The organism is Mycobacterium sp. E2327 (assembly GCF_001672675.1).
Classification (GTDB): Bacteria; Actinomycetota; Actinomycetes; order Mycobacteriales; family Mycobacteriaceae; genus Mycobacterium.
In genome coordinates this window covers 53,465-78,696 of the sequence record NZ_LZKE01000116.1, presented here as the reverse complement: position 1 = coordinate 78,696, position 25,232 = coordinate 53,465, and the positions used below count along the sequence as shown (strand labels likewise).

The following is a 25,232-nucleotide window of genomic DNA, read 5'->3' as shown; positions in this document are numbered from 1 at the left end:
GAGCGTCTATTAACCTGTCCCAACGTGAGTCGGGATCACGGGTCGGCCGGTGTTGTCGGGGCTGCCTCGGGCAGTGTCGGCGCTGACGCTGTCCCGGGCGGCGGGATTGTGGTGCCCGAGGGTGTCACCTTGACCTCGAATTTCGACCATAACCGAGCCTTGTTGGGTGACAGTCCGGCCTACCGCTTCATCGACTATTCGCAGGACCAGGACGGGCGAATCCAGGAACTCAGCTGGAACGAGCTGTGGTCGCGCGTCTGCGCCATTGGCGCCCGGTTGCAGCAGGTCACCCAGCCCGGGGACCGGGTGGCAATCCTGGCGCCCCAGGGCCTGGACTACGTGGCGGGTTTCTTCGCCGCCGTCCACGCGGGCAATGTCGCGATTCCCCTCTTCGCGCCGACGTTGGCGGGGCACGGCGAGCGGTTGGCCGCGGTGCTGGCCGACGGCCGGCCCGCCGCGGTCCTGACCACCACCGCGGCCGCCGAATCGGTGCGGACGTTTATCCGGACTCTGCCCGCGAACGAGCGGCCGCGGATGATCGCGGTCGACGCGGTACCCGCCAGCCTCGCCGAGACCTTCACCGATCCAGTTCGGGATACCGACGACCTCGCCTATCTGCAGTACACGTCGGGTTCGACCCGCACGCCGGCCGGGGTGGAGATCACCCACCGCGCCGTCTACACCAACGCGATGCAGATGATCCTGCACGGCGGGCTGAACACCGACGTCCAATGCGTGAGCTGGCTACCGCTGTATCACGACATGGGACTGATGATGATCGTGTTCACGGCGTATTTCGGGGCGCACGTCGCGCTGATGGATCCGATGGCTTTCCTTCGCCGGCCCTACCGCTGGATCAAGCAACTGGGCATCGCGGCGACGCGCGGCCGGACGATGGCGGCGGCACCGAACTTCGCCTTCGAGTTGACGGCCCAGCGGGGACTGCCCCCGGAGGGTGAAGACCTCGACCTCAGCAACGTGGTGTGCCTGCTCAACGGGTCCGAGCCCGTGAGCATGTCGGCCATCGAGCAGTTCACCAACGCCTTCGCCCCGTACGGCCTGCCCGCGTCGGTGGTCAAGCCGTCCTACGGGATGGCGGAAGCGACCCTGTCGGTCGCCAGCATCGCCCCGGACGCCGCGGCCAGCGCCGTCTTCCTGGACCGCGAGCAGCTCGGCGCCGGCCGCGCGGTGGTCGTCGACCCGACGGCATCCGATGCGCTTTCCCTTGTCTCCTGCGGCCAGCCGATCCTCGATGAGTGGGCGGTGATCGCCGACCCGGACGGCGCCGAGGTACCCGACGGCACCGTGGGCGAAATCTGGCTGCACGGCAACAACGTCGGCCGCGGATATTTCGGCCGGGAAGAAGAAACGCGACGAGTGTTCGGCAACAAGCTGCAGTCCCGGCTCGAGGTGGGCAGCCACGCCGAGGGCGCTCCGGACAACGGGTCCTGGCTGGCCACCGGAGATCTCGGCGTCTACATCGACGGCGAGCTGTACCTGACGGGCCGGATCAAGGACCTCATCATCATCGACGGCCGCAACCACTACCCGCACGACATCGAAACCACCGTGAGCGAAGCTTCGCCGGCGATCCGCACCGGCTACGTCGCCGCGTTTTCCGTTCCGGCCGAGGCGGTTTCAACTCTCACCGGAAGCGGCGGATCGGGCGAGCAGGTGGTCGTCGTCGCCGAGCGCGCTCCCGGCGCGGGCCGCGATTTGGGGCCCATCGCCGACACGGTGCGGGCGGCGATCTCGCGGCATCACCAGATTCGCGTCGCCGACGTGCGCCTCGTGGCCGCCGGGGGCATCCCACGCACGACGAGCGGCAAGCTCGCCCGTAACGCCTGCCGGGCCGAATACCTCGCCGGGCGGTTCAACCGCTGACGGGCAGCCAGGGGCCGATTCGGTTGAGGGCCTCTTCGATGTCGCTGGTGGGTCCGGCGAACGACAACCGGACGAACGAATTCCCGCGCGCGGTGTCGAAGTCGATGCCCGGCGCGATCGCAACGCCGGTGTCGGCCAACAGCTTTGAGCAGAAACCGAGCGAGTCGTCGGTGAAGTCCGAGACGTCGGCGTACACGTAGAACGCGCCGTCGGTGGGCGCCAACCGGTCGACGCCGATTCGGCGCAGGCCGTCGAGCAGCAGCGAGCGGTTGATCGCGTAGTGCGCCAGGTTGCCGTCGGCTTCGGCCGTCGCCTCCGGGGTGAACGCGGCAACCGCGGCGAGCTGCGACAGCACCGGCGGGCAGATGGTGAAGTTTCCGGTCAGGCAGTCCACCGCGCGTCGCAGCTCCGTCGGCAGCAGCAGCCACCCCAGTCGCCAGCCGGTCATCGCGTAGTACTTGGAAAAGCTGTTGACCACCACCGCGTCTCGTGAGGTCTGCCAGGCGCAGCTGGTCTGCGGCGCCCCCTCGTAGACCAGCCCGTGGTAGACCTCGTCGCTGATCAGCCGCACCCCGGAGGCCTCGCACCACGACGCGATGGCGGCGAGCTCGGCCGGCGGGATGACCGTGCCGGTGGGATTGGCAGGGCTGGCGACGATCACGCCCTTGATCGGCGGGTCGAGTTCGGCGAGGATCTGCGCGGTCGGCTGAAACCGCGTCTCCGGCCCGCAGGCGATGTCCACGACCTCACATCCCAACGCGGACAGGATGTTTCGATAGCAGGGATAGCCGGGGCTGGCCAGCGCCACCCGATCTCCCACGTCGAAGCACACCAAAAATGCCAGCAGGAAGCCACCGGAGGAGCCCGTGGTCACGACGACCGCGTCGGCCTCGACGTCGAGCCCGTATTTGCGTTGGTAGTCCGCCGCTATCGCGGCGCGCAGCTCCGGAATGCCCAGCGCGACGGTGTAACCCAGCTGGTTGAGGTGCAGCGCCGACGCCGCGGCCGCGCGCACCGGCTCGGGAGCGCCGACGCTCGGCTGGCCCGCAGACAGGTTGACCAGGTCGCCGTGGCTGCGCTGGCGCTCCGCGGCGGCCAGCCAGACATCCATCACGTAGAACGGCGGGATGCCGGCGCGCAGCGCGACGTGGTCAATCACGTTGGCAGGACTTCAGATTCCAGCTTGCGCAGCAGCTCTCGCGGCGAGTCGAGCAGGTGCGCGCTGCCATGGGCGCGTTTGAAGTACAGGTGCATGTCGTGCTCCCAGGTGATCGCGATGCCCCCGTGCAGCTGAATCCCTTCAGCCGCAACGGCTTTCAGGGCTTCCGTCGCGGCCAGGCGAGCGGTGGCCGCGTTGCTGGGATTGGGGTCGTCACACGCGTCGGACACGACGGCCTTCGCCGCGGCGACGGTGACATATAGGTCGGCCATCCGATGCTTGAGCGCCTGGAAGCTGCCGATCGGGCGGCCGAATTGCACCCGGTTCTTGGTGTATTCGACCGTCAGTTCCAGGCAGCGCTCGGCGGCGCCGATCTGCTCGGCCGCCAGCAGGATGGCGGCGATGTCCGCGATGCCCGGGTCGTCGCCGATGGTTTCGCTCTCCTCCGGTTGCACTCGGGCCAGGCGTCGGGTGGGGTCCATGGTGGCGACGGGCTGCGCGCTGAAGCGGGTCCACCTGCTCAGCCCGCCCTCGGCGGCCGCGACGACGACGTCGGCGACGTCCCCATTGACCACGAAGTCGGGATCAAGCACCAGCGCGCCGATCGAACTGCCCTCGGCGAGGCCTTCGAGTGTCTTCGCGTCCGGTTCGGCCGCCGCGAGCAACGCCAGCTCCGCCAGCGTCGTGCCCAGCAGGGGAGAGGGAACCAGGCCCCGGCCCAGCTCCTGCAGAACGACTGCGGCGTCGGCCAATTCGCCGCCCGCGCCACCCAGCTCCTCGGGGATCACCAGCGCCGCGGCGCCGACCTGTTCACACAACAGTTGCCACAGCGCCTCGTCGTAGCCGCGGTCCGACTCCGTCGCGGCCCGCACCGCCGCCGGGTCCGCGTGCTTGGCGACCAGGGCGGCCACGGTCTCCCGCAGCAGCTGCCGTTCTTCAGTCATGCTCATAGCGCCTCCAGCACTCTGCGGCGATGTGCCTCGGGAGTACCCCAGGCCGAGCGTAGTGCCTGCACCCGCAGCAGCCACAGCGACAGGTCGTGCTCCTGGGTGAACCCGATGGCGCCGTGGGTTTGCAACGACGCGCGCGCCGCGAGCAGGGCCGCGTCGGATGCGGCCGCCTTCGCCGCACTGACGTCGCGTGGTTCCAGGGTGAGCGCCGCGCCGTACAGCAGGGGTCGGGCCAGTTCGATCGCGATGTGCACGTCGGCCAGCTTGTGCTTGATCGCCTGATACGAACCGATCACCCGCCCGAACTGGCTGCGTTGCTTGGCGTAGTCGACGGCGCCGTTCAGCAACGCCTCGGCGGCGCCGACCAGCTGCGCCGCGGTGGCCAGCGCCCCGAACTCATAGGCGCGCTTGACATCCGCGTGCCAGGTATCGCCGCTCGGCGTGACGTCATAGAGGCGACGGCTGGGGTCGACGGACTGATGCGCCTTTCCCGCTTGGGCTGCGGTGACTCCCTCGCCGGTGGCGAGCAGAACCAGCCCGGCGGTATCGGCGTCGACCGCGCGCGGCGCGTCGGGGGGGAGCGCGACGGTGGCGATGAGTTCACCGGAAGCCAGGCCCGCGCAGCGCTCGTCGACCGCGAGCAGAATCGGTGCGACCGCGATGGATTCGGTTACCGGGCCGGGCACGCACCAACGCCCGAGGCGTTCGATCGCGACCACCAGGTCGACGGGATGGGCCTCGATGCCGTCGAATTTCTCCGGCACGGCCAGCGCGGTGACGCCGAGGTTGGCCAGCTGCTCCCACACCTTGCGGCCGGGCGCGGTGTCGCCGGCCGACCATGCGCGGATTGCGCCCGGCAGGTCCGCGGCGCCCAGCGCCGCGTCGATGCTGGCGGCGAAGTCGCGCTGCTGTTCGTCTAGTGCGAAGTCCATTACCTTTTCTCCCGGGGTAGACCCAGCAGACGTTCGGAGATGATGTTGCGCTGAATCTCGTTGGTGCCGGCGTAGATCGGGCCGCCCAGCGCGAACAGCAGCCCGTCGGTCCAGGGTCCGGCCAGCTCGCCGTCGGCGCCGAGGATGTCGAGCGCGGTCTGATGTATCGCCACGTCGAGGTCCGACCAGAACACCTTGGTCACTGACGACTCGGCGCCGAGCTCACCGCCGGCGGCCAGCCTGGTCACGGTGCCGAAGGTCTGCAGGCGGTAGGCCTGCGCGTTGATCCACGCTTGGGCGACCCGGTCGGCGAAGCCCGGAGGACTGCCGCGGTCCTTCCACAGCTGCACCAATCGCTCCGCCGCCGCAAGGAAGCGGGCCGGGCTGCGCAGCGACATGCCGCGCTCGTTGCTTGACGTGCTCATGGCCGCGCGCCAGCCGTCGTTCGGGGTGCCGATCACGTCCTCGTCGGGAACGAAGACGTCGTCGAGGAAGATCTCCCCGAAGCCGGTGTCGCCCCCGAGCTGGACGATGGGGCGCACGGTGACGCCCTGGGACTTCAGGTCGAACATGAGGTAGGTGAGGCCGTTGTGCCGCTCGGCCGCCGGGTCGGAGCGGAACAGGCCGAATCCCATCTCGGCGAACGGTGCCCGCGAGCTCCAGATCTTTTGGCCGTTGAGCAGCCAGCCGCCGTCGGTCTTGGTGGCGGTGGACCGCAACGAGGCCAGGTCACTGCCGGACTCGGGCTCCGACCAGGCCTGTGCCCAGATCTGTTCGCCGCTGGCCATTTTCGGCAGGATGCGGTCGAGTTGCTCCTCGGTGCCGTGGGTGAACAGCGTCGGGGCCAGCATCGAGGTTCCGTTGGCGCTGGCCCGGCCCGGCGCCCCGGCGCGGAAGTATTCCTCCTCGAACACCACCCAATGCAGCAGCGGCGCGTCGCGGCCCCCGTACTTCTCCGGCCAGGTGATCACCGACAGGCCGGCGTCGAAGAGCACGCGATCCCAAAGCCGGTGCTGCGCGAAGCCTTCGGCGTTGTCGTAGGACTTCGTCGGGATCTTCTCGGCGTTGGCCACCAGGAAGTCCCGCACCTCGGCTTGGAAGGCCAGCGTCTCGTCGTCTAATTGCAGATCCAATTCAGGCCAACTCTCGCAGTTGTGGTTTGAGCACCTTGCCGCCCGCGTTGCGCGGTAACTCGTCGACGAACCGCACCGACCGCGGCGCCTTGAAGTTGGCCAAATGCTCACGGGTGTAAGCGATCACCGATTGCTCGTCCAGGTCGGAATCGGGCCGCGGCACCAGGAACGCGCGCCCCACCTCGCCCAGCCGCTCGTCGGGAACCCCGATCACCGCGGCGTCGGCCACCCCGTCCATCCGGGCCAAGACCTGCTCGACCTCGGCGGGGTAGACGTTGAACCCGCCACAGATATACATGTCCTTGAGCCGGTCGGTGATGCGCAGGTTGCCCGCGTCGTCGACCGCGCCGATGTCGCCGGTGTGCAGCCAGCCGTCGTCGTCGATTGCCGCGGCCGTCGCCGCGGGGTCGTCGAGGTAGCCGAGCATCACGTTGGGCCCGCGCAGCAGGACTTCGCCTGTTTCGCCGCCGTCCGGCGCGCTGATGCGTATTCGAAGTCGGCGAACGGACGCCCGCAGGTGGTGGCGACGGTGACCGCGTCGTCGTCGGCGCTCGGCGGACGTGAAGGACCGCTCCTCGGTGATCAGCGCGTCGTGGTCGGGCAGTTGGTGTGCCAAGCGATCCAGCGCCGCGGGCACGGTGCGGGGATCGGTGGACACTGGAACTCCTTAACAAAGCAAGTGCTTGGTAGGTTAGCCTACAGGGCATGCAGGACGTCGAGGAGTTCCGGGCGGAGGTCCGCCAGTGGCTCGCCGACAATCTGGTCGGCGAATTCGCAGCTCTCAAGGGCCTTGGCGGCCCCGGGCGCGAGCACGAGGCGTTCGAAGAACGCCGGGCCTGGAACCAGCACCTCGCCGAGGCCGGGCTGACCTGCCTGGGCTGGCCGGTGGAGCACGGCGGCCGAGGGCTTTCGACCGCGCACCGGGTGGCCTTCTACGAGGAGTACGCCAAGGCGGATGCGCCGGACAAGGTCAACCACTTCGGCGAGGAGCTGTTGGGTCCGACGCTGATCGCGTTCGGCACCGCCGAGCAACAGCAGCGCTTCCTGCCGCGCATCCTGGACGTCACCGAGCTGTGGTGCCAGGGCTACTCCGAACCCGGCGCCGGCAGCGACCTGGCCAACGTCTCGACCACCGCCGAACTCGACGGCGACCAGTGGGTGATCAACGGCCAGAAGGTGTGGACGTCGCTGGCGCACTGGGCGCAGTGGTGCTTCGTGGTGGCGCGTACCGAGAAGGGCTCGAAGCGGCACGCCGGGTTGTCGTACCTGCTGGTGCCGCTGGACCAACCGGGGGTACAGGTCCGCCCAATCATTCAGTTGACGGGCGACTCGGAATTCAACGAGGTGTTCTTCGACGACGCCCGCACCGACGCGTCGTTGGTGGTGGGCCAGCCAGGCGACGGGTGGCGCGTCGCGATGGGAACGCTGACCTTCGAGCGCGGCGTCTCCACCCTTGGGCAGCAAATCCGCTATGCCCGTGAGCTTTCCAACCTGGCCGAGCTCGCGCAGCGCAACGGTGCCGCCGACGACCCGTTCATCCGCGAGCGGCTGACGCGCGCCTGGACGGGCCTGCGGGCCATGCGGTCGTACGCATTGGCCACCATGGATGTCGAGCAGCCCGGCCAGGACAACGTGTCGAAGTTGTTGTGGGCCAACTGGCATCGCGATCTGGGCGAGCTGGCGATGGACGTGATCGGCCGGACTTCAATGGCGTTGTCCGACGGGGAATTCGACGAGTGGCAGCGGCTGTTTCTGTTTACCCGCGCCGACACCATCTATGGCGGGTCCAACGAGATCCAGCGCAACATCATCGCCGAGCGGGTGCTCGGCCTACCGCGAGAGGTTAAGGGATGACGCTCTCCGAAGCGCCCAAAGAGATCGCCGGACACGGGCTTCTGCAAGGGAAGGTGGTCGTGGTGACCGCGGCCGCCGGAACCGGCATCGGCTCGGCGACCGCCCGCCGTGCGCTGGCCGAAGGGGCCGACGTGGTGGTGTCGGACCACCACGAACGGCGGCTGGGGGAGACCGCCGACGAGCTCGCCGCGCTAGGGCTGGGCCGGGTGGAGAAGGTTGTGTGCGACGTGACGTCCACGGCCCAGGTCGACGCCCTGATCGACTCGACCACCGCGCGCATGGGCCGCCTCGACGTTCTGGTCAACAACGCCGGGCTGGGCGGGCAGACCCCGGTGGTCGACATGACCGACGACGAATGGGACCGCGTCCTGGACGTGACGCTGACGTCGGTGTTCCGGGCCACCCGCGCGGCGCTGCGGTATTTCCGCGAGGCGTCGCACGGCGGTGTGATCGTGAACAACGCCAGTGTGCTGGGCTGGCGCGCCCAGCACTCGCAGTCGCACTACGCCGCCGCCAAGGCCGGCGTGATGGCGTTAACCCGTTGCAGCGCAATCGAAGCCGCCGAGTACGACGTCCGCATCAACGCCGTCTCGCCCAGCATCGCCCGGCACAAGTTCCTGGACAAGACGACCTCGGCCCAGTTGCTCGACCGGCTGTCGGCGCAGGAGGCGTTCGGCCGTGCGGCTGAGCCGTGGGAAATCGCTTCCACCATAGCCTTTTTGGCCAGTGATTACTCGAGTTACCTGACCGGAGAAGTGATTTCGGTATCCAACCAGCACGCGTGATCGGGCGATGACAGATGGCCTGAATCAACTGCCCGGGCTGAACTCGGGTGACCACAATACTGCCCAAATCCGGGCTTTAACGCTGGCATGGGCAGTTTCGACCATGCACTCTGTCTGGCGACTAGTCGAGCTGCCTGACCGAAGAAGTGATTTGGTCTCAAGCCAGCGCCTGCAAATTACGGCAACCGGCTGAGGTCAAACAAGCCCGAAACCGCTGTGCCGACATTGAAGAAGCCCGAGTCGTAGCCGCTGACGGCGGACAAGAAGATGTTTTGGCTGTCCGGGATGGCGTGGTTCCCGATGCCCGAAACGTGGTAGCTGGCGAAAGCGCCGCCCGTGGCCGAGTTGAAAAAGCCCGAGATGAAACCGTTGAAGCCTGGGCCGCTTGCCGTATTGAAGAAGCCCGAGACATCGTCACCGGTGTTACCGAAGCCCGAGGTGCTCAGGCCGGTGTTGGTGGTGATCCCGAAGCCCGTGTTCGCATCGCCCGAGTTCCAGTAGCCGGTGTTGACGAAGCCCGAGTTCCCATCGCCCGTGTTGAGGTTCCCGGAATTCGAGCTGCCAGTGTTGTCGGTGCCCGCGTTACCGAAGCCGGTGTTCTGGGCGCCGGAGTTCCCGAAGCCGGTGTTGGACTCCCACGCATTCCCGATGCCGGTGTTGCCGATGCCCGAGTTACCCAAGCCGACGTTGTTGCTGCCTGAGTTCCCGAAGCCGAAGTTGTTGAAGTGGTTTAGCGGCGTCAGTGTGTTGCTTCCCGTATTGAAGGCCCCGATGTTGCCGTCGCCGGAGTTGAAGAAGCCGATGTTGTTGGTGCCGGAGTTTCCGAATCCGATGTTGCCGGTGCCCGAGTTCAGCCCGCCGAAGCTGAACTGGTTGGTCGCGGTATTGAAATAAGTGTTCCCGATACCGATCTCATTGTTGCCGGTGAGGCCGAAGCCGATGTCATTGTTGCCGGTGTTACCCCCGCCGATGTTCCCCTTGCCGATGTTTCCGCCACCGTAGTTCCCGTTGCCGGCGTTGCCGAAGCCGAAGTTGTTGTTGCCGATATTGCCCATGCCGATGTTCTGGCCGGAGGTGCTGCTGGCGCCGGTGTTTCCAAAGCCGATGTTGCCGACGCCCGCGTTCCCGGAGCCGAAGTTGTTGTTTCCGGTGTTCCCCGCGCCGACGTTGGAGTTGCCGATGTTGCCGCCGCCCAGGTTTTGGTTGCCCGTGTTGCCGGTGCCGGCGTTCTGGCTGCCTGTGTTGCCGGTGCCGAGGTTGGCGTTGCCGAGGTTGCCGATCCCGAGGTTGGGGAGGTTGGCCAGCAGGTCTTGCAGCGTCGCCGCGGGCGCCAACTGCGCGGCCGCCACCGACGCCCCGCCGTGGTAGCTCACCATCGCGGAGACGTCCTGGGCCCACATCTCCTCGTACTCGCCCTCGAGCTGGGCGATCGCCGGTGCGTTGAGGCCTAGCCAGTTCGACATCACCAGCTGCACAAACGAATTGCGGTTGAGCTCGACCATCAGCGGGTGCACCGTCGCAGCCTGCGCCGCCTCGAAGACGCTGGCCACCGCGCGGGCCTGAGCCGCCGCGCCTGACGCTTGCGTCGCCGCCTGACCGAGCCACCCCGCGTACGGTGTCGCCGCGGCCGCCATCGCCTGGGATGCTGCACCGTGCCAAGCCTGGCCGGTCAAGCCTGAGGTGATGGACGAGAACGACGACGTCGCCGATCCCAACTCCGAAGCCAGGCCGTCCCAAGCCGCCGCCGCGTCCAGCATTGGCGCCGACCCGGCGCCACTGAACATCAGCAGAGAATTGATTTCCGGCGGCAACACCGCAAAGTTCACCATTGACGACCTACCTCCCACGCGTTCGCTCGTTGGTTGCTGGACGCTGTAGTACAGCCGGTCCGATGCGCTACCGATCCCAACAAAGCGCTCGACGCACGACGTGGGGACAGCGTGCGCCCGCCGCGATGCTCACAGCATCGGGAAATTTCCCTATTTTTGGGGCGGTGGGCGCTCGTGTGGGTCAGCGATGTCGGGTCGCGTCACGATGTTCGAGCCGGGACGGCCAACAACGTCACCGCGCGGCCGGCGACATCGCTAATCCGGCCCGCCTTAACCCGCCAACAGTCGAGCGAGGCTGAAGAGGCCCCCGAACTGGGTGCCCGTATTGAAGAATCCGGATAGCGAGCCGCTGAAGGTCGGGTTGAAGGTGGGAACCCCGGTGTTGCCGATACCCGACATCGCGCCACCGTTGATGACGGTGTTGAAGAAGCCCGAGGCGAACCCGTCGGTGGCCGTGTTGTCGAAGCCCGAGACATTTGTGCCGGAGTTGTTGAAGCCCGAGTGGCCGGCCCCGGTGTTGGTGGTGATTCCGAATCCCGTGTTGGCCACGCCCGAATTCCACGCGCCGGTGTTGACGTTGCCCGAGTTCCCCCAGCCGGTGTTCGTGGCACCCGAATTCCACCACCCGGTATCGAAACCGCCGCCGTTCCCGAAACCGGTGTCAAGGCCGCCCGAGTTCCCGAAGCCCGTGTTGACGTTGCTCGAATTCCCGAAGCCGAAGTTCCAGTCGCCCGCGTTTCCGAAGCCGATGTTGCCGGCGCCCGCGTTCCCGAAGCCAAAGCTGTTGAGGTGACCGGGAAAATGGGTGTTGGTGCCCGTGGAGAAGAAGCCGACGTTGCCGTTGCCGGAGTTGAAGAAGCCGATGTTGCCGGACCCGGAGTTCCCGATGCCGATGTTTCCGGCACCCGAGTTCAGCCCGCCGAAGCTGAACTGGTTGGTGGCGGTGTTGAAATAGGTGTTCCCGATGCCGATTTCGTTGCTGCCGGTGAGCCCAAAGCCGATGTTGTTGTTGCCGCTGTTCCCGCCGCCGATGTTGTTGTTGCCGGCGTTGCCGCCCCCGATATTGTTGTTCCCGGCGTTTCCAAGCCCCCGGTTCCCGTCCCCGGCGTTGCCCAAGCCCCAGTTGTTGCTGCCCGCGTTGCCGAAGCCCACATTGTGGCCGGCATCGGTGCCCAGGGCCGGGTTGGAGCCGTTGCCGGAACCGATGTTTCCGTCGCCGTGATTCCCGAAGCCGATATTCCCATTGGCCGTCACACCGGCAAAGCCGTTGCCGCCGCCGATGTTGTTGTTGCCGGTGTTTCCGCTGCCGAGGTTGGCGATGCCGGTGTTGCCGGGGCCCACGTTGGCGTTGCCCTTATTGCCGATGCCCAGGTTCGGCAGGTTGGCGAGAATATCCTGCAGCGTCTGCGCGGGCACCAATTGTGCGGCCGCCGCCGAAACACCGCCGTGATACCCGACCATCGCCGCCACGTCTTGGGCCCACATCGCCTCGTAGTCGCCTTCCAGTTCGGCGATCGCTGGCGCGTTGAGCCCAAACCAATTCGACATCACCGCCTGCACAAAGGAGTTCCGGTTGGCCGCCACCGCCAGCGGATGGATCGTTGCCGCCTGCGCCGCCTCGAATGCACTGGCCACCGCCTGCGCCTGTCCGGCTGCGCCCGCAGCCTGGGCGGAGGCCGAGCTGAGCCAACTCGCGTATGGACCCGCTGCAGCCGTCATTGCCTGCGAGGCCGGCCCCTGCCATGCCTGACCCGTCAGCCCCGAGATCACCGACGAAAATGAATCCGCTGCCGCTCCTAGCTCATCGGCGAGTCCGTTCCATGCAGCAGCGGCCTCCAACATCGGCGCCGATCCGGCACCGCAAAATATCCGTAAGGAATTGATTTCTGGGGGTAACACCAAGAAACTCATGACCGTTGACCTCCACGCTTCGACCCATTTACGGCGTCGGGCTGGCCCGAATGTCGGTGAGATTACGACGCTGCCGGGGGTTTCTCCCGGTTTTGGCTGAAATTCCCCTCAGCTCGAAACCCGCGAATTTCCCGTTACCGTGGCGCGGAAACGCGAGGTACCGAGGCCGCGTCGGTGACGGATGGCCAACCGGCGGCCTCGCTGGCCGAGCAAGCGCTTGGTTGATACCCTGATCGGGTGGACCGAGTGACCGGTCAGGCTAACAGCCGGCGAGACGAGTTGCTTGCGCTCGCCGCGACCATGTTCGCCGAGCGCGGTCTGCGCGCCACCACCGTGCGCGACATCGCCGACGGCGCGGGCATCCTGTCCGGCAGCCTGTACCACCATTTCTCCTCCAAAGAGGAGATGGTCGACGAGTTGCTCCGCGACTTCCTGGAGTGGCTGTTCACCCGCTACCGCGAAATCATCGACAGCGAGCCCAATCCGCTGGAGCGGCTCAAGGGGCTGTTCATGGCGTCGTTCGAGGCGATCGAGGATCGCCACGCGCAGGTCGTCATCTACCAGGACGAGGCCAAACGGCTGCTGTCGCAGGCCCGGTTCTCCTACATCGAGGACATGAACCGCCAACAACGCAAGATGTGGGTCGAGGTGCTCAATCAAGGCATCGACGAGGGCTGCTTTCGGCCCGACCTCAATGTCGACCTGGTCTACCGATTTATCCGTGACACCACCTGGGTGTCGGTGCGCTGGTATCAACCCGGCGGACCGCTCACCGCACATCAGGTGGGTCAGCAATATCTCGCCATTGTCCTTGGCGGCATTACCAAAGAAGGAGTCTGAAACATGGCTGAGGCGTACGTCATCGATGCTGTGCGTACCGCGGTTGGCAAGCGTAACGGCGCACTGGCCGGGATACATCCGGTCGACCTGGGCGCTTATGCGTGGCGCGGACTGCTCGACCGAGTCGACGTCGACCCCGCCGCCGTTGAGGACGTGATCGCCGGGTGCGTCGATGCGATCGGCGGGCAGGCCGGCAACATCGCCCGGCTCTCGTGGCTGGCCGCCGGCTATCCCGAAGAGGTGCCCGGCGTGACCGTGGATCGGCAGTGCGGTTCCAGCCAGCAGGCTATTTCATTTGGCGCGCAGGCGATCATGTCCGGAACGGCCGACCTCATTGTGGCCGGCGGCGTGCAGAACATGAGCCAGATCCCGATCTCGTCGGCGATGACCGTTGGCGAGCAGTTCGGGTTCACCTCGCCCACAAGCGAATCCAAGCAGTGGCTGCACCGCTACGGTGACCAGGAGATCTCCCAGTTCCGCGGTTCGGAGATGATCGCCGAGAAGTGGAACCTGTCCCGCGAAGAGATGGAGCGGTACTCGCTCACCAGCCACGAGCGCGCGTTCGCCGCGATCCGCGGCGGGCACTTCGACAACGAAATCATCACTGTCGAAACGGAATCCGGACCGTTCCGGGTCGACGAAGGCCCGCGTGAGTCGTCGCTGGAGAAGATGGCCGGCCTGAAGACCCTCGTCGAGGGCGGTCGGCTGACGGCGGCGATGGCCAGCCAGATCTCCGACGGCGCCAGCGCGGTGCTGCTCGCCTCCGAGCAGGCGGTCAAAGACCACGGGTTGAAGCCCCGGGCCCGCATCCACCACATCAGTGCCCGCGCCGCCGACCCGGTGTTCATGCTCACCGGCCCCATCCCGGCCACCCGCTACGCACTGGAAAAGACCGGGCTGTCAATCGAAGACATCGACACCGTCGAGATCAACGAGGCGTTCGCGCCGGTGGTTCTGGCGTGGCTCAAGGAGATCAAGGCCGACCCCGAGAAGGTCAACCCCAACGGCGGCGCGATCGCCCTGGGTCATCCGCTCGGCGCGACCGGGGCCAAGCTGTTCACCACCATGCTCAACGAGCTCGAGCGCATCGGCGGCCGCTACGGTCTGCAGACGATGTGCGAGGGTGGCGGCACGGCCAACGTCACGATCATCGAGCGGCTCTAGCCCGTTCCCTTAGCGCCGAGTGTGAAACTCACGACGCTTCAACGGCGTGTCGCGTCGTAAATCGCACACTCGCGCAGGGTGTTCCGCCGGCCGCGGCCGCGATCACCGGGCGGCCAGCACCAGCGCGATACCGCCCAGGGCAATGAGCCAGCTGGTGAAGCTCCCCACCAGGAAGTACTCGGTGACCTCGTCGATTCCGACGTCACCGTTGCGGTTCTTTTGGGCGCTAAGCTCGGGAAAGCGGATGATGCCCTTGGCGGCTACGACGGCGCTGGCCGCGGCCACCTGCCCGCCGACGCCCAGGCTCAGGATCAGCAGGCGTTCCATCGGACCCAGCAGCCGGCCGCCCTTGAGCCGGTCGGATGGCTGCGGCTCACCGGCCGGACGCACCGCACCCACCGAGCCGAGCACGAGGCGCACCAACTGATTTCCGGTGGCGAACTGCACCAGCACCACCGCGACGATCATCAGCAGCCGGGTCGGCGTCACGTTGCTCAGCGGCAGTTGTACCCAGCTGGACCACCGCGCGATCAGGCCGTGCACGGGAGACGACCAGCCGGACAACCCGATCAGCAGTACCAGCGCGGCGGCGAACACGGCCAACGGGGCTGCCTGTCGTTTGCCGCTGCGTTCCGCGCGCAGGCATAGCCACTCCCACACGACGGCTGCGGTGGCCGCCAGCACGAGCAGCGGTATATCGCCGCGATGCCACAGCGCACCCAGCGCCGCACAGCCCGCCACCACGATCGGCGCGATCGCCACGGGCAGCCACGCCGCGCGGACCGCCCGCCGACACAGATCGGCGATCCCGAGCGCGATCAGCAGCACCGCGACGGCGCTCATGGCAGACTCCGAAGATATTGGGAGGCACGGACAATCAGGTCCAGACCGTCACGGGCGGCCCGTTGGGACACCGCGGAAGGGCTGATGCCCTCGGCCGCGGCGAGTTCCTTCTTGGTCCGGCCCGCCATCAAGCCCCTCACAATCCGTAACGATCTTTCATCGAGCGATCCAAGCAGATGGTCCCGACAAATCAGGGCGGCGTTGACGGCGGCGACGTCGGTGCGCGCGTCCTCGTCCGCCCGGAATGTGGTGCGCACCAGCGTGAAGCCGGGCTGCCGCTGGGACTCCGCCGTCTGCTGGATGGCCTCCCGGGCGGTCCACCAGCCCGGGCCGTCCTGGATCCGGGCGTCGGCGTCGAGGATGGCGACGGTGCCCCAGCCGATGCCGAACCGGACGTCCGTCTCGGGGGCAAGCAGCAGGCGCACCGTCAGTGCGGCGTCGATGGCGGCGCCCAGGGTGGGGTAGCTGCCCTGGAATTCATCTCCGACGGTGAAGGCGGGCGGGTCGAGGGCTCCGTCGGCCACCTCCCGCAGCGCGGTGGCGACCCGCCGATGCAGTGCCGGCCGGTCGCGCGCGCGCCGGGACCCGACGACGTCGCCGATCATCGTCGCGCGCAGTGAAGGTCTGGCCTTCACCATTGGCATATGAAGATTATAGCTTCATCTGTGCCGAATTTAGAAGATGACTTAATCAAGCCCCGGGGCTTCAGTTCGTTGCTTGGTCCGTGAGCTTGAGGTATCCGTCGATGCCGACCCGCTCGAAAGTGCGCCGACGCGAGGCCGACAGCATGGGCAGCGCCGTCGCCGCGTCGATGATCTCGGGCTGCCCCACTTCATAGTCGTGGCCTTGGGACGCGATCGTCGCCCGCCCCGCCGCACGGACGTTCTGCAACCAATCCACGTCGGTGCCGTAGGGCAGCGGTATGACGAAGCCGTCGGCGATGCGCTCGGCCACGACCGGCGTGGTGTACTGCTTGCCGGAGCGCCGCCCGGTGTGTTTGATCGCGGCCGCGTACCAGTGCTTGTGGCCGGCCAGTTGCACCATCAGCGGGTTGAGCAGGTATTTGTTCGAGGCGCGAACGGCGTTCAAGAGCGGAGTGGGCCAGGATCCCGGTGCCAGCGTCATCATGCATCCAGGATGACGCCGCGCCCCGCGTCGCGGCCAGGGTCCTTAGTCCACCGCTGACGGTTCTTCGACCAACGCCGTCGCGGCCTTCAAGTGGGCGATCGCGTCGCGGACGATCGATTCGATCAGCTCGGCGCACGACGGCAGGTCGTCCAGGATGCCGGCCACCTGACCGGACGCCAGCACGCCGGCGTCGGTGTTGCCCTCGACCAGCCCCGCCTTGAGCAGCATCGGGGTGTTCGCCGCCATCACCACCTGCGACCAGGTCAGCTCCTTGCCGTGACGCATCGCCAGGCCGTCGCGGATCAGCGAGGCCCACGTCATCTGCGACATGTTCTTGAACTTCGCCGCGTTGCGCACCGCGGCCGCCAAACCCCTTACCGGCGAGCCGCTTTCCAGCTTCTCGACCAGCCCGGTCCGCAGCACCCGGTGCGGCATGCCGTCGACTCGCGTGGTGACGACCGTGCCGTCCAGCGCGGCCTCGAGGTAACGCCGTTTGACCGCATCGGGCACCGTGGAATCCGAGGTGAGCAGGAACCTGGTGCCCATCGCCACACCGGCGGCGCCGTAGGACAACGCCGCCGCGAGGCCGCGCCCGTCGAAGAATCCGCCCGCCGCGATCACTGGGATCCCGCTGCCCTGCACGGCGTCCAATACCGACGGCAACAGCAGCGTCGTCGCGACGGGCCCGGTGTGCCCGCCGCCCTCGCCGCCCTGCACGATCATCGCGTCGGCGCCCCACCCCGCGACCTTGCGCGCGTGTTTGGCCGCACCGATCGACGGAATGACCACCGCCCCAGCGTCTTTGAGCCGGGCGATCAGCTCCTGCTTGGGCGCCAATGCGAACGACGCCACCTTGACGCCCTCGCGGATCATCAACTCGACGCGGTCACCCGCGTCGGCGGCGTCGGCGCGGATGTTTACGCCGAACGGCTTGTCGGTCGCCGCCTTGACCTTGGCGATGGCGGTCGCCAACTCGTCCAGGGTCATGGTCGCCGAGGCGAGGATGCCCAGCCCGCCCGCGTTGGCCGTGGCGGAAACCAGCCGCGCACCGGCCACCCAGCCCATGCCCGTTTGCACCACCGGATGCTCGACCCCGACCAGCTCGGTGAGCGGCGTGCGCAGCCTCATCAGCGGATCTCTCTGTCGCGCAGCGCTTTCGGATCGATGACGTCACGGATCAGGCGCAGCTCGTCGTCGGTCGGAAGTCGGGTCTCCTCCGCCTCGTCGAGACCGTCTACCTCGAACGACGTGTTCTCCCGGACCTCGTCGGGCGACACACCGGGGTGCAGGGACACCGCCCGCATCGTCCTGCCGGGCCCGTTGAAGTCGAACACCCCGAGGTTGGAAACCACGCGGTACGGGTTGGCGAATCGGAACGCCGGGTTGTCCGGATCGATCTTGTCCCAGCCGATGCCGCACACCACGTCGACCGCCTCGCAGAACACCCGCTTGGAATGGTTGCCCACCCAGTAGCTGGTCGAGTGGTTGATCGCATTGCCGGGCGCGCCGCGCAGGCCGAACATCTGCCGGGTGGGGTGCTGCAGCGGGCCGAACGCCGAGATGTTCTGGTTGCCAAAGCGATCCACCTGATTGGCGCCCATCACCACGTGCCGGCGCCCCCAGGCCAGCGTCTCGAACACGCGGCCGAACGGCATCCAGCCTTCGATCGCGCCGGTCTTGCCCAGCGCCGGGGTGTCCGCCAGCAGCTGCGCCTCGCCGTCGGTCAGCAGGATGTCCGGCGAGAACGTCAGCCGGGCCAGCCGTGCACCGACGGACGCCATGTTCGTCATCGGGCTGATCATGATTTCGCCCGCGTCCCTGAACAACTCGGCGCAGGCGACCGCGCAGACCTCCGCTCGGGTGCTCACTTCGCGGCCTCCTCTGCAAATGCGCGAACCGCCGCCTGGTAGTCGTCCTCGCCGCCCGAGAGGTAGGTCTGGACGAAAGCCTGCCAGCCCTCGTCGGTGGAGGCCGCCTCGGCGTAGTGGCGCTGAAACTTCTCGTCGCGGCCGTAATCCGGTGCTGCGGTGGTGAAGTGGGCCCCGCCGGGCGCCTCCACGACCGCGTCGACCATCATGCGGTTCACCAGCAGCGCCTGGGGCGGGACCGCCTTGACCAGTTCCTCGGTCGACACGACGCGCTCCACCGACAGGTAGCGCTTGTCGGCCGCCATCAGGAAGAGGTCGTCAAAGTAGGGGTCGATGCCGCTGTAGGCCGCATTGCCTTGGCTGTCACCGAGATTGAGGTGCACGAAGGCGGCGTCCAGGCGCAGGGCGGGCATCGCGAGCAGCGTCTCGTGCCCGCCGCCGGGCGCCGGGTAGGGGCTGGTGACCGTCCGCAGCTCGCCCTCCCAGAAGTCGGGAACCGAACTGCCCAGCCCCGCGCGAATCGGCAGGAACGGCAGGCGCTGCGCCGCCGCCTGCAACCCGCAGCGCAGCATGCCCTCGTCCATCTCGCGCGCTTCGATGGCGCCGCTGGTGCGGGCCTTGGCGAACCACGGGTCGTAAAACGGCGCGGAGTCCAGCGACACGAAGCCGTAGTAGACGCGCTTGACCTTGCCCGCCGAGCACAGCAGCCCGAGGTCGGGTCCGCCGTAGGTGACTATCGTCAGGTCCGTGACGTCGGTGCGCAGCATCGCCCGCACGAAGGCCATGGGCTTGCGCCGGGAGCCCCAGCCGCCGATGCCGATCGTCATGCCGCTGCGCAGTTGTGCAACGGCGTCGTCGAGGGTGGTCCGCTTGTCGCTCACGACTTTTCACCCTTCGTCGTGCCGGCGAACGCGTCGCGGTGCTCGTCGGCCACCCCGGCGAGGTTGAGCTCGAACGTAAACCCTTGTTCCATGCGATAACTCGAGTTGACTCGCTGCACGTCGATGAGGTTGAGCGCCTCCTTGGCCGCGCGGATGACGCGGGTGTCCTTGGCGGCGATGTCGCGGGCGACCCGTAAAGCGGCCTCGTCCAACTGATCCCGGGGCACCACCTCATGCACCGAACCGAAGTGATGCAGGGTGGCGGCGTCGACGGTGGCGGCGGTGAAGAACAGCCGCCGCATCAGGTGCTGCGGCACCAGCCGCGACAGGTGCGTCGCCGCACCGAGCGCGCCGCGTTCGACCTCCGGCAGCCCGAACGTGGCGTCGTCGGAGGCCACGATGACGTCGGAGTTGCCCACCAGGCCGATGCCGCCGCCGACGCAGAATCCGTTCACGGCCGCGATCACCGGCACGGCGCATTCGTAGACCGCACGGAAGGCGGCGAAGCAGCCGCGGTTGGCGTCGATCAGCGCGGTGAATCCCTCGGTGCGCTGCATCTCCTTGATGTCCACACCCGCGTTGAAGCCCCGGCCTTCGGCCCGAAGGATCACCGCGTGGGTCTGGGGATTGGCGCCGGCGGCCGTGACCGCGTCGGCCAGTTCGAACCAGCCGCGCGACGGGATGGCGTTGACGGGCGGGTAGTCGACGGTGACCGCGACGATGCCCGGTTCGGTGGTGGTGGTTGTGATGGGCAAGGTGCCACTTCCTCGTGGGGTAACTACCTAAGCAAGCACTTGCTTGGTACGCTAGCACAGTGACTCCCGCCGAAGCAGGCTCGCCCCTTTCGGAAGGCATCAACCTGGGGCTGGCCGGGCGGGTGGTGCTGGTTACGGGCGGCGTGCGCGGCGTCGGAGCGGGCATCAGCTCGGTTTTCGCCAAGCAGGGCGCCACCGTGATCACCTGTGCGCGCCGGCCCGTCGAGGGCTCGCCGTACGAGTTTCACCCGTGCGATGTGCGCGACGAGGAGGCCGTCAAGGCGTTGATCGACTCGATCGTCGACCAGCACGGCCGGTTGGACGTCGTCGTCAACAACGCCGGTGGATCGCCCTACGTGCTGACCGCGGAATCCAGCGCGAAGTTCAACCGGAAGATCATCGAGCTCAACCTCATTGGTGCGCTGCTGGTTTCGCAGTGCGCGAACGACAAGATGCAGGACCAGCCGGGGGGCGGGTCGATCGTCAACATCTGCAGCCTGTCGGGCCGGCGGCCGTCACCGGGCACCGGCGCGTACGGCGCGGCCAAGGCCGGCCTGGAAAGCCTTACGCAGACGCTGGCGGTGGAATGGGGCCCCAGGGTGCGGGTGAACGCCTGCGTGGTCGGGATGGTCGAGACCGAACAGGCCGACCTGTTCTACGGCGACGCCGAGTCGATCGCCGCGATCTCGAAGAACGTGCCACTGGGCCGGCTGGCCAAGCCGGAGGATGTCGGTTGGGCCGCAGCGTTTTTGGCCTCGGACGCGGCGTGCTATATCAGCGGCGCCTCGCTGGAGGTGCACGGCGGCGGGGAGCCGCCGCACTACCTGGCCACCACGAACGCGAACGCGATCAAGTAGAGGAGAAGAACGGATATGGGGCTAGTTGACGGCCGGGTCGTCATCGTCACAGGAGCGGGCGGCGGTATCGGTCGCGCGCATGCGCTCGCCTTTGCGGCCGAAGGCGCACGCGTGGTGGTCAACGACATCGGCGTGGGCCTGGACGGCTCGCCCGCGGGCGGCGGCAGCGCCGCCCAGGGCGTGGTGGACGAGATCACCGCGGCCGGCGGCGAGGCCGTCGCTGACGGATCCAACATCGCCGACTGGAACCAAGCCGCCGGGCTCATTCAAAGAGCCGTCGAAACCTTCGGTGGCCTAGACGTTTTGGTGAACAACGCCGGCATCGTCCGCGACCGGATGATGGCCAACACCAGCGAGGAGGAGTTCGACGCCGTCATCGCCGTGCACCTGAAGGGGCACTTCGCCACCATGCGGCATGCGGCCTCGTATTGGCGCGGGCTCTCCAAAGAGGGCAAAACCGTCGACGCACGCATCATCAACACCAGCTCCGGTGCGGGCCTGCAGGGCAGCGTCGGGCAGGGTAACTACAGCGCCGCCAAGGCGGGCATCGCGGCGATGACGCTCGTCGGCGCCGCCGAGATGGGCCGGTACGGCGTGACGGTCAACGCCATTGCGCCGTCGGCCCGCACCCGCATGACCGAGACCGTCTTCGCCGAGATGATGGCCACGCAGGACCAGGATTTCGACGCGATGGCGCCGGAGAACATCTCCCCGTTGGTCGTCTGGCTGGGCAGCGCCGAATCCCGCGACGTCACCGGCAAGGTGTTCGAGGTCGAGGGAGGCAAGATCCGGGTCGCCGAGGGCTGGGCGCACGGCCCGCAGATCGACAAGGGCGCCCGGTGGGATCCGGCCGAGCTCGGACCCGTCGTCGCCGACCTGCTCGCCAAGGCTCGTCCGCCGGTCCCGGTCTACGGGGCGTAGCGCGGCTCGCCCGCGCCGAACGTGCACTCAGCGCGACATTCTCGGCAGATCTTCGCAGTGGTTACACGCTCGGCGACGGCTCGCAGATGACGATCGGGATGGTCCGGTCGGTCCAGGACTGGTAGTCGTCGTAGGACGGGTACATGTCCACCAATTGCGGCCAGTAGTGGGCGCGTTCCTCGTCGGTGGCGTCGCGCGCGGTGAGGTCGAGCACCTCTTTTTTGATTTGCACCTGCACCTTGGGGTTGGCCTTGAGGTTCAGGTACCACATCGGGTTCTTGGCGGCGCCACCCTTGGACGCCGCGACGATCACCCGGTCGCCGTCGCGCAGGAAGTACAGCGGGCTGACCCGGGGCTCGCCGGTCTTGCGGCCGGTGGTGGTCAGCAGGGCGACGGGGATCTTCTGGAAGGTGCCGCCGAGGCCCTCGCCGCCGTTGCGGCGGTACATGAACGTGTTGAGGCGCGACATCCACTTGATGATGAAGTCGGCATATGGCGAGTCGTGAAACCGCGGGGGTGATTTCGGCATGACTGTAGATCCTACGGGCGGGCTAGCGCTGAATGAATGGACGCAGACTGGCCTTGATGTGATGGATCAGTCCGTCCTCTTCCGGTATCACGAAGGTCTCGTCGACCCGCGACGCTACTCGACGGCCGCCGAATGCGACCTTGGTCAGCACGTCGTACACCGCTCGCACCTCGTCGCCGGATACGGTGTACTGCGGCCGCGTCGTGGCCGAGATGATGCGGTATTGCGGTCCGCGATTCAGGCTGCGCCGCAAGTGATTTCCGGAGAACCCGGATTTGAGGCCCACCTCGATCCGGACGCAGTCCGGCGCGAACGGGACGGCGTCGGCGTCGTGGGTGACCAGCGCGTCGATGTATGCCTGGGCCGCCGCGATGCGGTCGGCCTCGGAGACGCCCACTAGATGCGTTCGATGATGGTGCCGGTGGAAAGGGCGCCGCCCGCACACATGGTGATCAGCGCGGTCGTCTGGTCGGTGCGCTCGAGCTCGTGCAGCGCGGTGGTGATCAGCCGGCTGCCGGTGCTGCCCACCGGGTGCCCGAGTGCGATGGCGCCGCCGTTCACGTTCACCCGGTCCATGTCGGGCTCGTGGACTCGCGCCCAGGACAGCACCACCGAGGCGAAGGCCTCGTTGATCTCGGTCAGGTCGATGTCGCCGATCTTCATGCCGGCCTTCTCCAGCACCTTCGCCGTCGACTGCACCGGGCCGTCCAGGTGGTAGTAGGGCTCGGCGCCGACGAGCGCCTGGCTGACGATCCGGGCCCGGGGCCGCAGCCCGAGCGCCTTGGCCTTGTCCTCGTCCATCCACAACACCGCGGCGGCGCCGTCGGAAATCTGCGACGACGTCCCCGCCGTGTGGATTCCGCCCTCAAGGACTGGCTTGAGTTGGCCCAGGCCCTCGATCGTCGTCTCACGCAGGCCCTGGTCGCGAGAGACCATGTGGCGCTCGCTGGTGGGCTGCTTCTGCTCGTCGAGCACCGGCGCCTCGATCGGCGAGATCTCCCGGTCGAAACGGCCCTCGTCCCACGCCCGCTTGGCACGCAGCTGCGACTGGAATCCCCAGGCGTCGATGTCGTCGCGGGTTATGCCGCGGCGCTTGGCGATTCGCTCGGCGGCGGTGAACTGGTCTGGCAGGTCGATGTCCCACGACGCGGGCCGCAGGATGCTGCGGTCGGGGCCGGCATTGGCGCCGAGTCCGACGCGGCTCATGGCCTCGATCCCGCACGCGATGCCGACGTCGATGGCACCCGCCGCGATCAGACCCGCGACCAGGCCGTTGGCCTGCTGGCTGCTGCCGCACTGGCAGTCCACGGTGGTGGCGCCGACGTGCTCCGGCAGTCCGGCGACCAGCCAGCTCACGCGGGTGATGTTGTTGGACTGCTCGCCGTATTGGGTGACGCAGCCGCCGACGACCTGTTCCACGTCGCCGGCGTCGATACCGGCCTTTTCGACCAGTGCCTTTTGCACCGCGCCCAGCAGCTCGGTGGCGTGCAGACCTGAGAGCCAGCCGTTGCGCTTGCCGATCGGGCTGCGGGTGGCTTCGACAATTACCGGGTTACCCATGCCGTCAGGCTAGAACACGTTTCATTACTATGACAAGCGACGATGCGTCGGCGCCTTTTTTCTACGGTGGAGGCATGTTTTACTGGCAACAGAGCTCCACTAGGAGAGCTAGTGTCCTGGGACCGCCAGTCACTGGGGAAGTCGCAGAGCCAGTCGCAGGACCAGCATAGGGACCAGCAGTAAGGAGAAGTAGCGTGCCCAGCCCCAACCTTCCGCCCGGGTTCGATTTCACCGACCCGGACATCTACGCGGAGCGGATTCCCGTCGAAGAGTTTGCGGAGGTGCGCTCGACCGCACCGATCTGGTGGAACGAGCAGGCCCCGGGCCACGGCGGCGGGTTCAACGACGGCGGTTTTTGGGCGATCACCAAGCTCAACGACGTCAAGGAAATCTCGCGGCGCAGCGACGTCTTCTCCAGCTACGAGAACTGCGTCATCCCGCGGTTCAACGACGACATCGCGCGCGAGGACATCGAGCTGCAGCGGTTCGTCATGCTCAACATGGACGCGCCGCACCACACCCGGCTGCGCAAGATCATCTCGCGCGGCTTCACCCCGCGGGCGGTCGGGCGGCTGGAGGACGAGCTCCGGGAGCGCGCCCAGAAGATCGCCCGGGACGCGGCGGCCGCCGGTTCCGGGGACTTCGTCGAGCAGGTGTCCTGCGAGCTCCCGCTGCAGGCGATCGCCGGCCTGCTCGGGGTGCCGCAGGAGGACCGCGAAAAGCTGTTCCGCTGGTCCAACGAGATGACCGGAAATGACGATCCCGAGTATGCCGACATCGACCCCAAGACGTCGTCGTTCGAGGTGCTCAACTACGCGATGCAGATGGCCGCCCTCAAGGCGGAGAAGCCCGGCGACGACATCGTCACCACGCTGATCAACGCCGACATCGACGGGGAAAAGCTTTCCGACGACGAGTTCGGCTTCTTCGTGATGATGCTCGCGGTGGCCGGCAACGAGACCACGCGGAACTCGATCACGCAGGGGATGATGGCGTTCGCCGACTTCCCCGACCAGTGGGAGCTGTTCAAGAAGGAGCGCCCGCAGACCGCCGCCGACGAGATCGTGCGGTGGGCCACCCCGGTCACCTGTTTCCAGCGGACCGCATTGGAGGACTACGAACTCTCCGGCGTGCAGATCAAGAAGGGCCAACGGGTGGTGCTGTTCTACCGGTCGGCCAACTTCGACGAAGAGATCTTCGACGACCCCTACACCTTCAACATCCTGCGGGATCCCAACCCGCACGTCGGTTTCGGCGGCACCGGTGCGCACTACTGCATCGGCGCGAACCTGGCCAAGCTGACGATCAACCTGATCTTCAACGCCGTGGCCGATCACATGCCCGACTTGAAGCCGATCTCCGAGCCGGAGCGGCTGCGCTCGGGCTGGCTCAACGGCATCAAGCGCTGGCAGGTGGACTACACCGGTAAATGCCCGGTGGCGCACTGAC

The 25,232-nt window shown here is 67.2% G+C and carries 24 protein-coding genes and 1 pseudogene; 8 read left to right on the top strand and 17 right to left on the bottom strand.

What is annotated here, in order from left to right; genetic code table 11:
* Window positions 1-108: 108 nt before the first annotated feature.
* Entirely contained in the window at window positions 109-1,884 is a 1,776-nt protein-coding gene (locus A5712_RS13520; protein ID WP_231982119.1) for a fatty acyl-AMP ligase, read from the top strand.
* On the opposite strand, the gene A5712_RS13515 is transcribed toward A5712_RS13520, so the two are convergent.
* From A5712_RS13515 to fadD3, 5 genes and pseudogenes are all read right to left on the bottom strand, one after another.
* Window positions 1,874-3,043, bottom strand: coding sequence for a pyridoxal phosphate-dependent aminotransferase (locus tag A5712_RS13515; protein ID WP_068105614.1), 1,170 nt, complete (start codon window positions 3,041-3,043; stop codon window positions 1,874-1,876). The two genes, A5712_RS13520 and A5712_RS13515, sit on opposite strands and share 11 nt — an antisense overlap.
* On the bottom strand, window positions 3,040-3,993 hold the full coding sequence (locus A5712_RS13510) for an acyl-CoA dehydrogenase family protein (RefSeq protein ID WP_156766551.1): 954 nt from the start codon (window positions 3,991-3,993) through the stop codon (window positions 3,040-3,042). Before A5712_RS13510 ends, A5712_RS13515 begins: the two co-directional genes overlap by 4 nt.
* Window positions 3,990-4,925 (bottom strand): acyl-CoA dehydrogenase family protein, encoded by a 936-nt coding sequence (locus A5712_RS13505; RefSeq protein WP_068105607.1) that lies wholly within the window; start codon window positions 4,923-4,925, stop codon window positions 3,990-3,992. Before A5712_RS13505 ends, A5712_RS13510 begins: the two co-directional genes overlap by 4 nt.
* Window positions 4,925-6,058 (bottom strand): acyl-CoA dehydrogenase family protein, encoded by a 1,134-nt coding sequence (locus tag A5712_RS13500; protein WP_068105597.1) that lies wholly within the window; start codon window positions 6,056-6,058, stop codon window positions 4,925-4,927. The genes A5712_RS13505 and A5712_RS13500 overlap by 1 nt, the downstream gene beginning before the upstream one ends.
* A gap of 1 nt (window position 6,059) precedes the next feature.
* A pseudogene (fadD3, locus tag A5712_RS13495) lies at window positions 6,060-6,604 on the bottom strand (3-((3aS,4S,7aS)-7a-methyl-1,5-dioxo-octahydro-1H-inden-4-yl)propanoate--CoA ligase FadD3); the annotation flags it as partial.
* A 159-nt stretch (window positions 6,605-6,763) separates the two neighbouring features.
* Here fadD3 and ipdE1 point away from each other — a divergent pair.
* Both ipdE1 and ipdF read left to right on the top strand, forming a co-directional pair.
* A complete protein-coding gene (ipdE1, locus tag A5712_RS13490) occupies window positions 6,764-7,912 on the top strand; it encodes an acyl-CoA dehydrogenase IpdE1 (RefSeq protein WP_068105593.1) in 1,149 nt (382 codons plus the stop codon).
* The gene (gene ipdF / locus A5712_RS13485; RefSeq protein ID WP_068105591.1) at window positions 7,909-8,697 is read left to right on the top strand and encodes a (5R,7aS)-5-hydroxy-7a-methyl-1-oxo-2,3,5,6,7,7a-hexahydro-1H-indene-carboxyl-CoA reductase; all 789 of its coding nucleotides are present in this window, start codon (window positions 7,909-7,911) and stop codon (window positions 8,695-8,697) included. Before ipdE1 ends, ipdF begins: the two co-directional genes overlap by 4 nt.
* A 176-nt stretch (window positions 8,698-8,873) precedes the next feature.
* Here ipdF and A5712_RS13480 read toward each other — a convergent pair whose 3' ends face one another.
* Window positions 8,874-10,526: a PPE family protein gene (locus tag A5712_RS13480; RefSeq protein WP_068105587.1), complete on the bottom strand. Its 1,653-nt coding sequence runs from the start codon at window positions 10,524-10,526 to the stop codon at window positions 8,874-8,876.
* 270 nt (window positions 10,527-10,796) lie between these two features.
* Window positions 10,797-12,437 carry a PPE family protein gene (locus A5712_RS13475; protein WP_068105584.1) on the bottom strand — a complete coding sequence of 547 codons (1,641 nt, stop codon included), beginning with the start codon at window positions 12,435-12,437 and terminating at the stop codon, window positions 10,797-10,799.
* A gap of 237 nt (window positions 12,438-12,674) precedes the next feature.
* Between A5712_RS13475 and kstR2 the strand changes: the two genes are divergently transcribed.
* Window positions 12,675-13,277 carry a TetR family transcriptional regulator KstR2 gene (gene kstR2, locus A5712_RS13470; RefSeq protein ID WP_156766550.1) on the top strand — a complete coding sequence of 201 codons (603 nt, stop codon included), beginning with the start codon at window positions 12,675-12,677 and terminating at the stop codon, window positions 13,275-13,277.
* A 3-nt stretch (window positions 13,278-13,280) separates the two neighbouring features.
* Window positions 13,281-14,441: a steroid 3-ketoacyl-CoA thiolase FadA6 gene (fadA6, locus tag A5712_RS13465; protein WP_068105579.1), complete on the top strand. Its 1,161-nt coding sequence runs from the start codon at window positions 13,281-13,283 to the stop codon at window positions 14,439-14,441.
* A 102-nt stretch (window positions 14,442-14,543) separates the two neighbouring features.
* Here the strand turns inward: fadA6 and A5712_RS13460 are convergent, their stop codons facing one another.
* The 7 genes from A5712_RS13460 to echA20 form a co-directional block, all read right to left on the bottom strand.
* Window positions 14,544-15,284 carry a hypothetical protein gene (locus A5712_RS13460; protein ID WP_068105571.1) on the bottom strand — a complete coding sequence of 247 codons (741 nt, stop codon included), beginning with the start codon at window positions 15,282-15,284 and terminating at the stop codon, window positions 14,544-14,546.
* The gene (locus tag A5712_RS13455) at window positions 15,281-15,928 is read right to left on the bottom strand and encodes a SatD family protein (protein WP_068105549.1); all 648 of its coding nucleotides are present in this window, start codon (window positions 15,926-15,928) and stop codon (window positions 15,281-15,283) included. The genes A5712_RS13460 and A5712_RS13455 overlap by 4 nt, the downstream gene beginning before the upstream one ends.
* Window positions 15,929-15,989: 61 nt before the next feature.
* On the bottom strand, window positions 15,990-16,412 hold the full coding sequence (locus A5712_RS13450; RefSeq protein WP_082973424.1) for a nitroreductase: 423 nt from the start codon (window positions 16,410-16,412) through the stop codon (window positions 15,990-15,992).
* Window positions 16,413-16,454: 42 nt separating this feature from the next.
* Window positions 16,455-17,540: a (3aS,4S,5R,7aS)-5-hydroxy-7a-methyl-1-oxo-octahydro-1H-indene-4-carboxyl-CoA dehydrogenase gene (ipdC, locus tag A5712_RS13445; protein ID WP_068105547.1), complete on the bottom strand. Its 1,086-nt coding sequence runs from the start codon at window positions 17,538-17,540 to the stop codon at window positions 16,455-16,457.
* Window positions 17,540-18,280 (bottom strand): cholesterol ring-cleaving hydrolase subunit IpdB, encoded by a 741-nt coding sequence (ipdB, locus tag A5712_RS13440; protein WP_068105545.1) that lies wholly within the window; start codon window positions 18,278-18,280, stop codon window positions 17,540-17,542. The genes ipdC and ipdB overlap by 1 nt, the downstream gene beginning before the upstream one ends.
* On the bottom strand, window positions 18,277-19,161 hold the full coding sequence (gene ipdA, locus A5712_RS13435; protein ID WP_068105543.1) for a cholesterol ring-cleaving hydrolase subunit IpdA: 885 nt from the start codon (window positions 19,159-19,161) through the stop codon (window positions 18,277-18,279). Before ipdA ends, ipdB begins: the two co-directional genes overlap by 4 nt.
* Window positions 19,158-19,916 (bottom strand): (7aS)-7a-methyl-1,5-dioxo-2,3,5,6,7,7a-hexahydro-1H-indene-carboxyl-CoA hydrolase, encoded by a 759-nt coding sequence (gene echA20 / locus A5712_RS13430; protein ID WP_068105541.1) that lies wholly within the window; start codon window positions 19,914-19,916, stop codon window positions 19,158-19,160. Before echA20 ends, ipdA begins: the two co-directional genes overlap by 4 nt.
* A 98-nt stretch (window positions 19,917-20,014) precedes the next feature.
* Here echA20 and A5712_RS13425 point away from each other — a divergent pair, with 98 nt between their 5' ends.
* Both A5712_RS13425 and A5712_RS13420 read left to right on the top strand, forming a co-directional pair.
* Window positions 20,015-20,773 carry an SDR family oxidoreductase gene (locus A5712_RS13425; RefSeq protein WP_068105789.1) on the top strand — a complete coding sequence of 253 codons (759 nt, stop codon included), beginning with the start codon at window positions 20,015-20,017 and terminating at the stop codon, window positions 20,771-20,773.
* A 15-nt stretch (window positions 20,774-20,788) separates the two neighbouring features.
* Complete coding sequence (locus A5712_RS13420) at window positions 20,789-21,694, top strand: SDR family oxidoreductase (RefSeq protein ID WP_068105539.1); 906 nt, start codon at window positions 20,789-20,791, stop codon at window positions 21,692-21,694.
* A 61-nt stretch (window positions 21,695-21,755) separates the two neighbouring features.
* Here A5712_RS13420 and A5712_RS13415 read toward each other — a convergent pair whose 3' ends face one another.
* The 3 genes from A5712_RS13415 to A5712_RS13405 are packed head-to-tail and all read right to left on the bottom strand — an operon-like array spanning window position 21,756 to window position 23,783.
* Window positions 21,756-22,223, bottom strand: a complete 468-nt coding sequence (locus A5712_RS13415; RefSeq protein WP_068105536.1) for a nitroreductase family deazaflavin-dependent oxidoreductase — start codon at window positions 22,221-22,223, stop codon at window positions 21,756-21,758.
* A 22-nt stretch (window positions 22,224-22,245) separates the two neighbouring features.
* Entirely contained in the window at window positions 22,246-22,620 is a 375-nt protein-coding gene (locus A5712_RS13410) for a nuclear transport factor 2 family protein (RefSeq protein WP_068105533.1), read from the bottom strand.
* Window positions 22,620-23,783 carry a steroid 3-ketoacyl-CoA thiolase gene (locus A5712_RS13405; protein ID WP_068105530.1) on the bottom strand — a complete coding sequence of 388 codons (1,164 nt, stop codon included), beginning with the start codon at window positions 23,781-23,783 and terminating at the stop codon, window positions 22,620-22,622. Before A5712_RS13405 ends, A5712_RS13410 begins: the two co-directional genes overlap by 1 nt.
* Window positions 23,784-23,977: 194 nt before the next feature.
* On the opposite strand from A5712_RS13405, the gene A5712_RS13400 reads away from it, so the two are divergent.
* Window positions 23,978-25,231, top strand: a complete 1,254-nt coding sequence (locus A5712_RS13400) for a cytochrome P450 (protein ID WP_068105526.1) — start codon at window positions 23,978-23,980, stop codon at window positions 25,229-25,231.
* Window position 25,232: the final 1 nt, after the last annotated feature.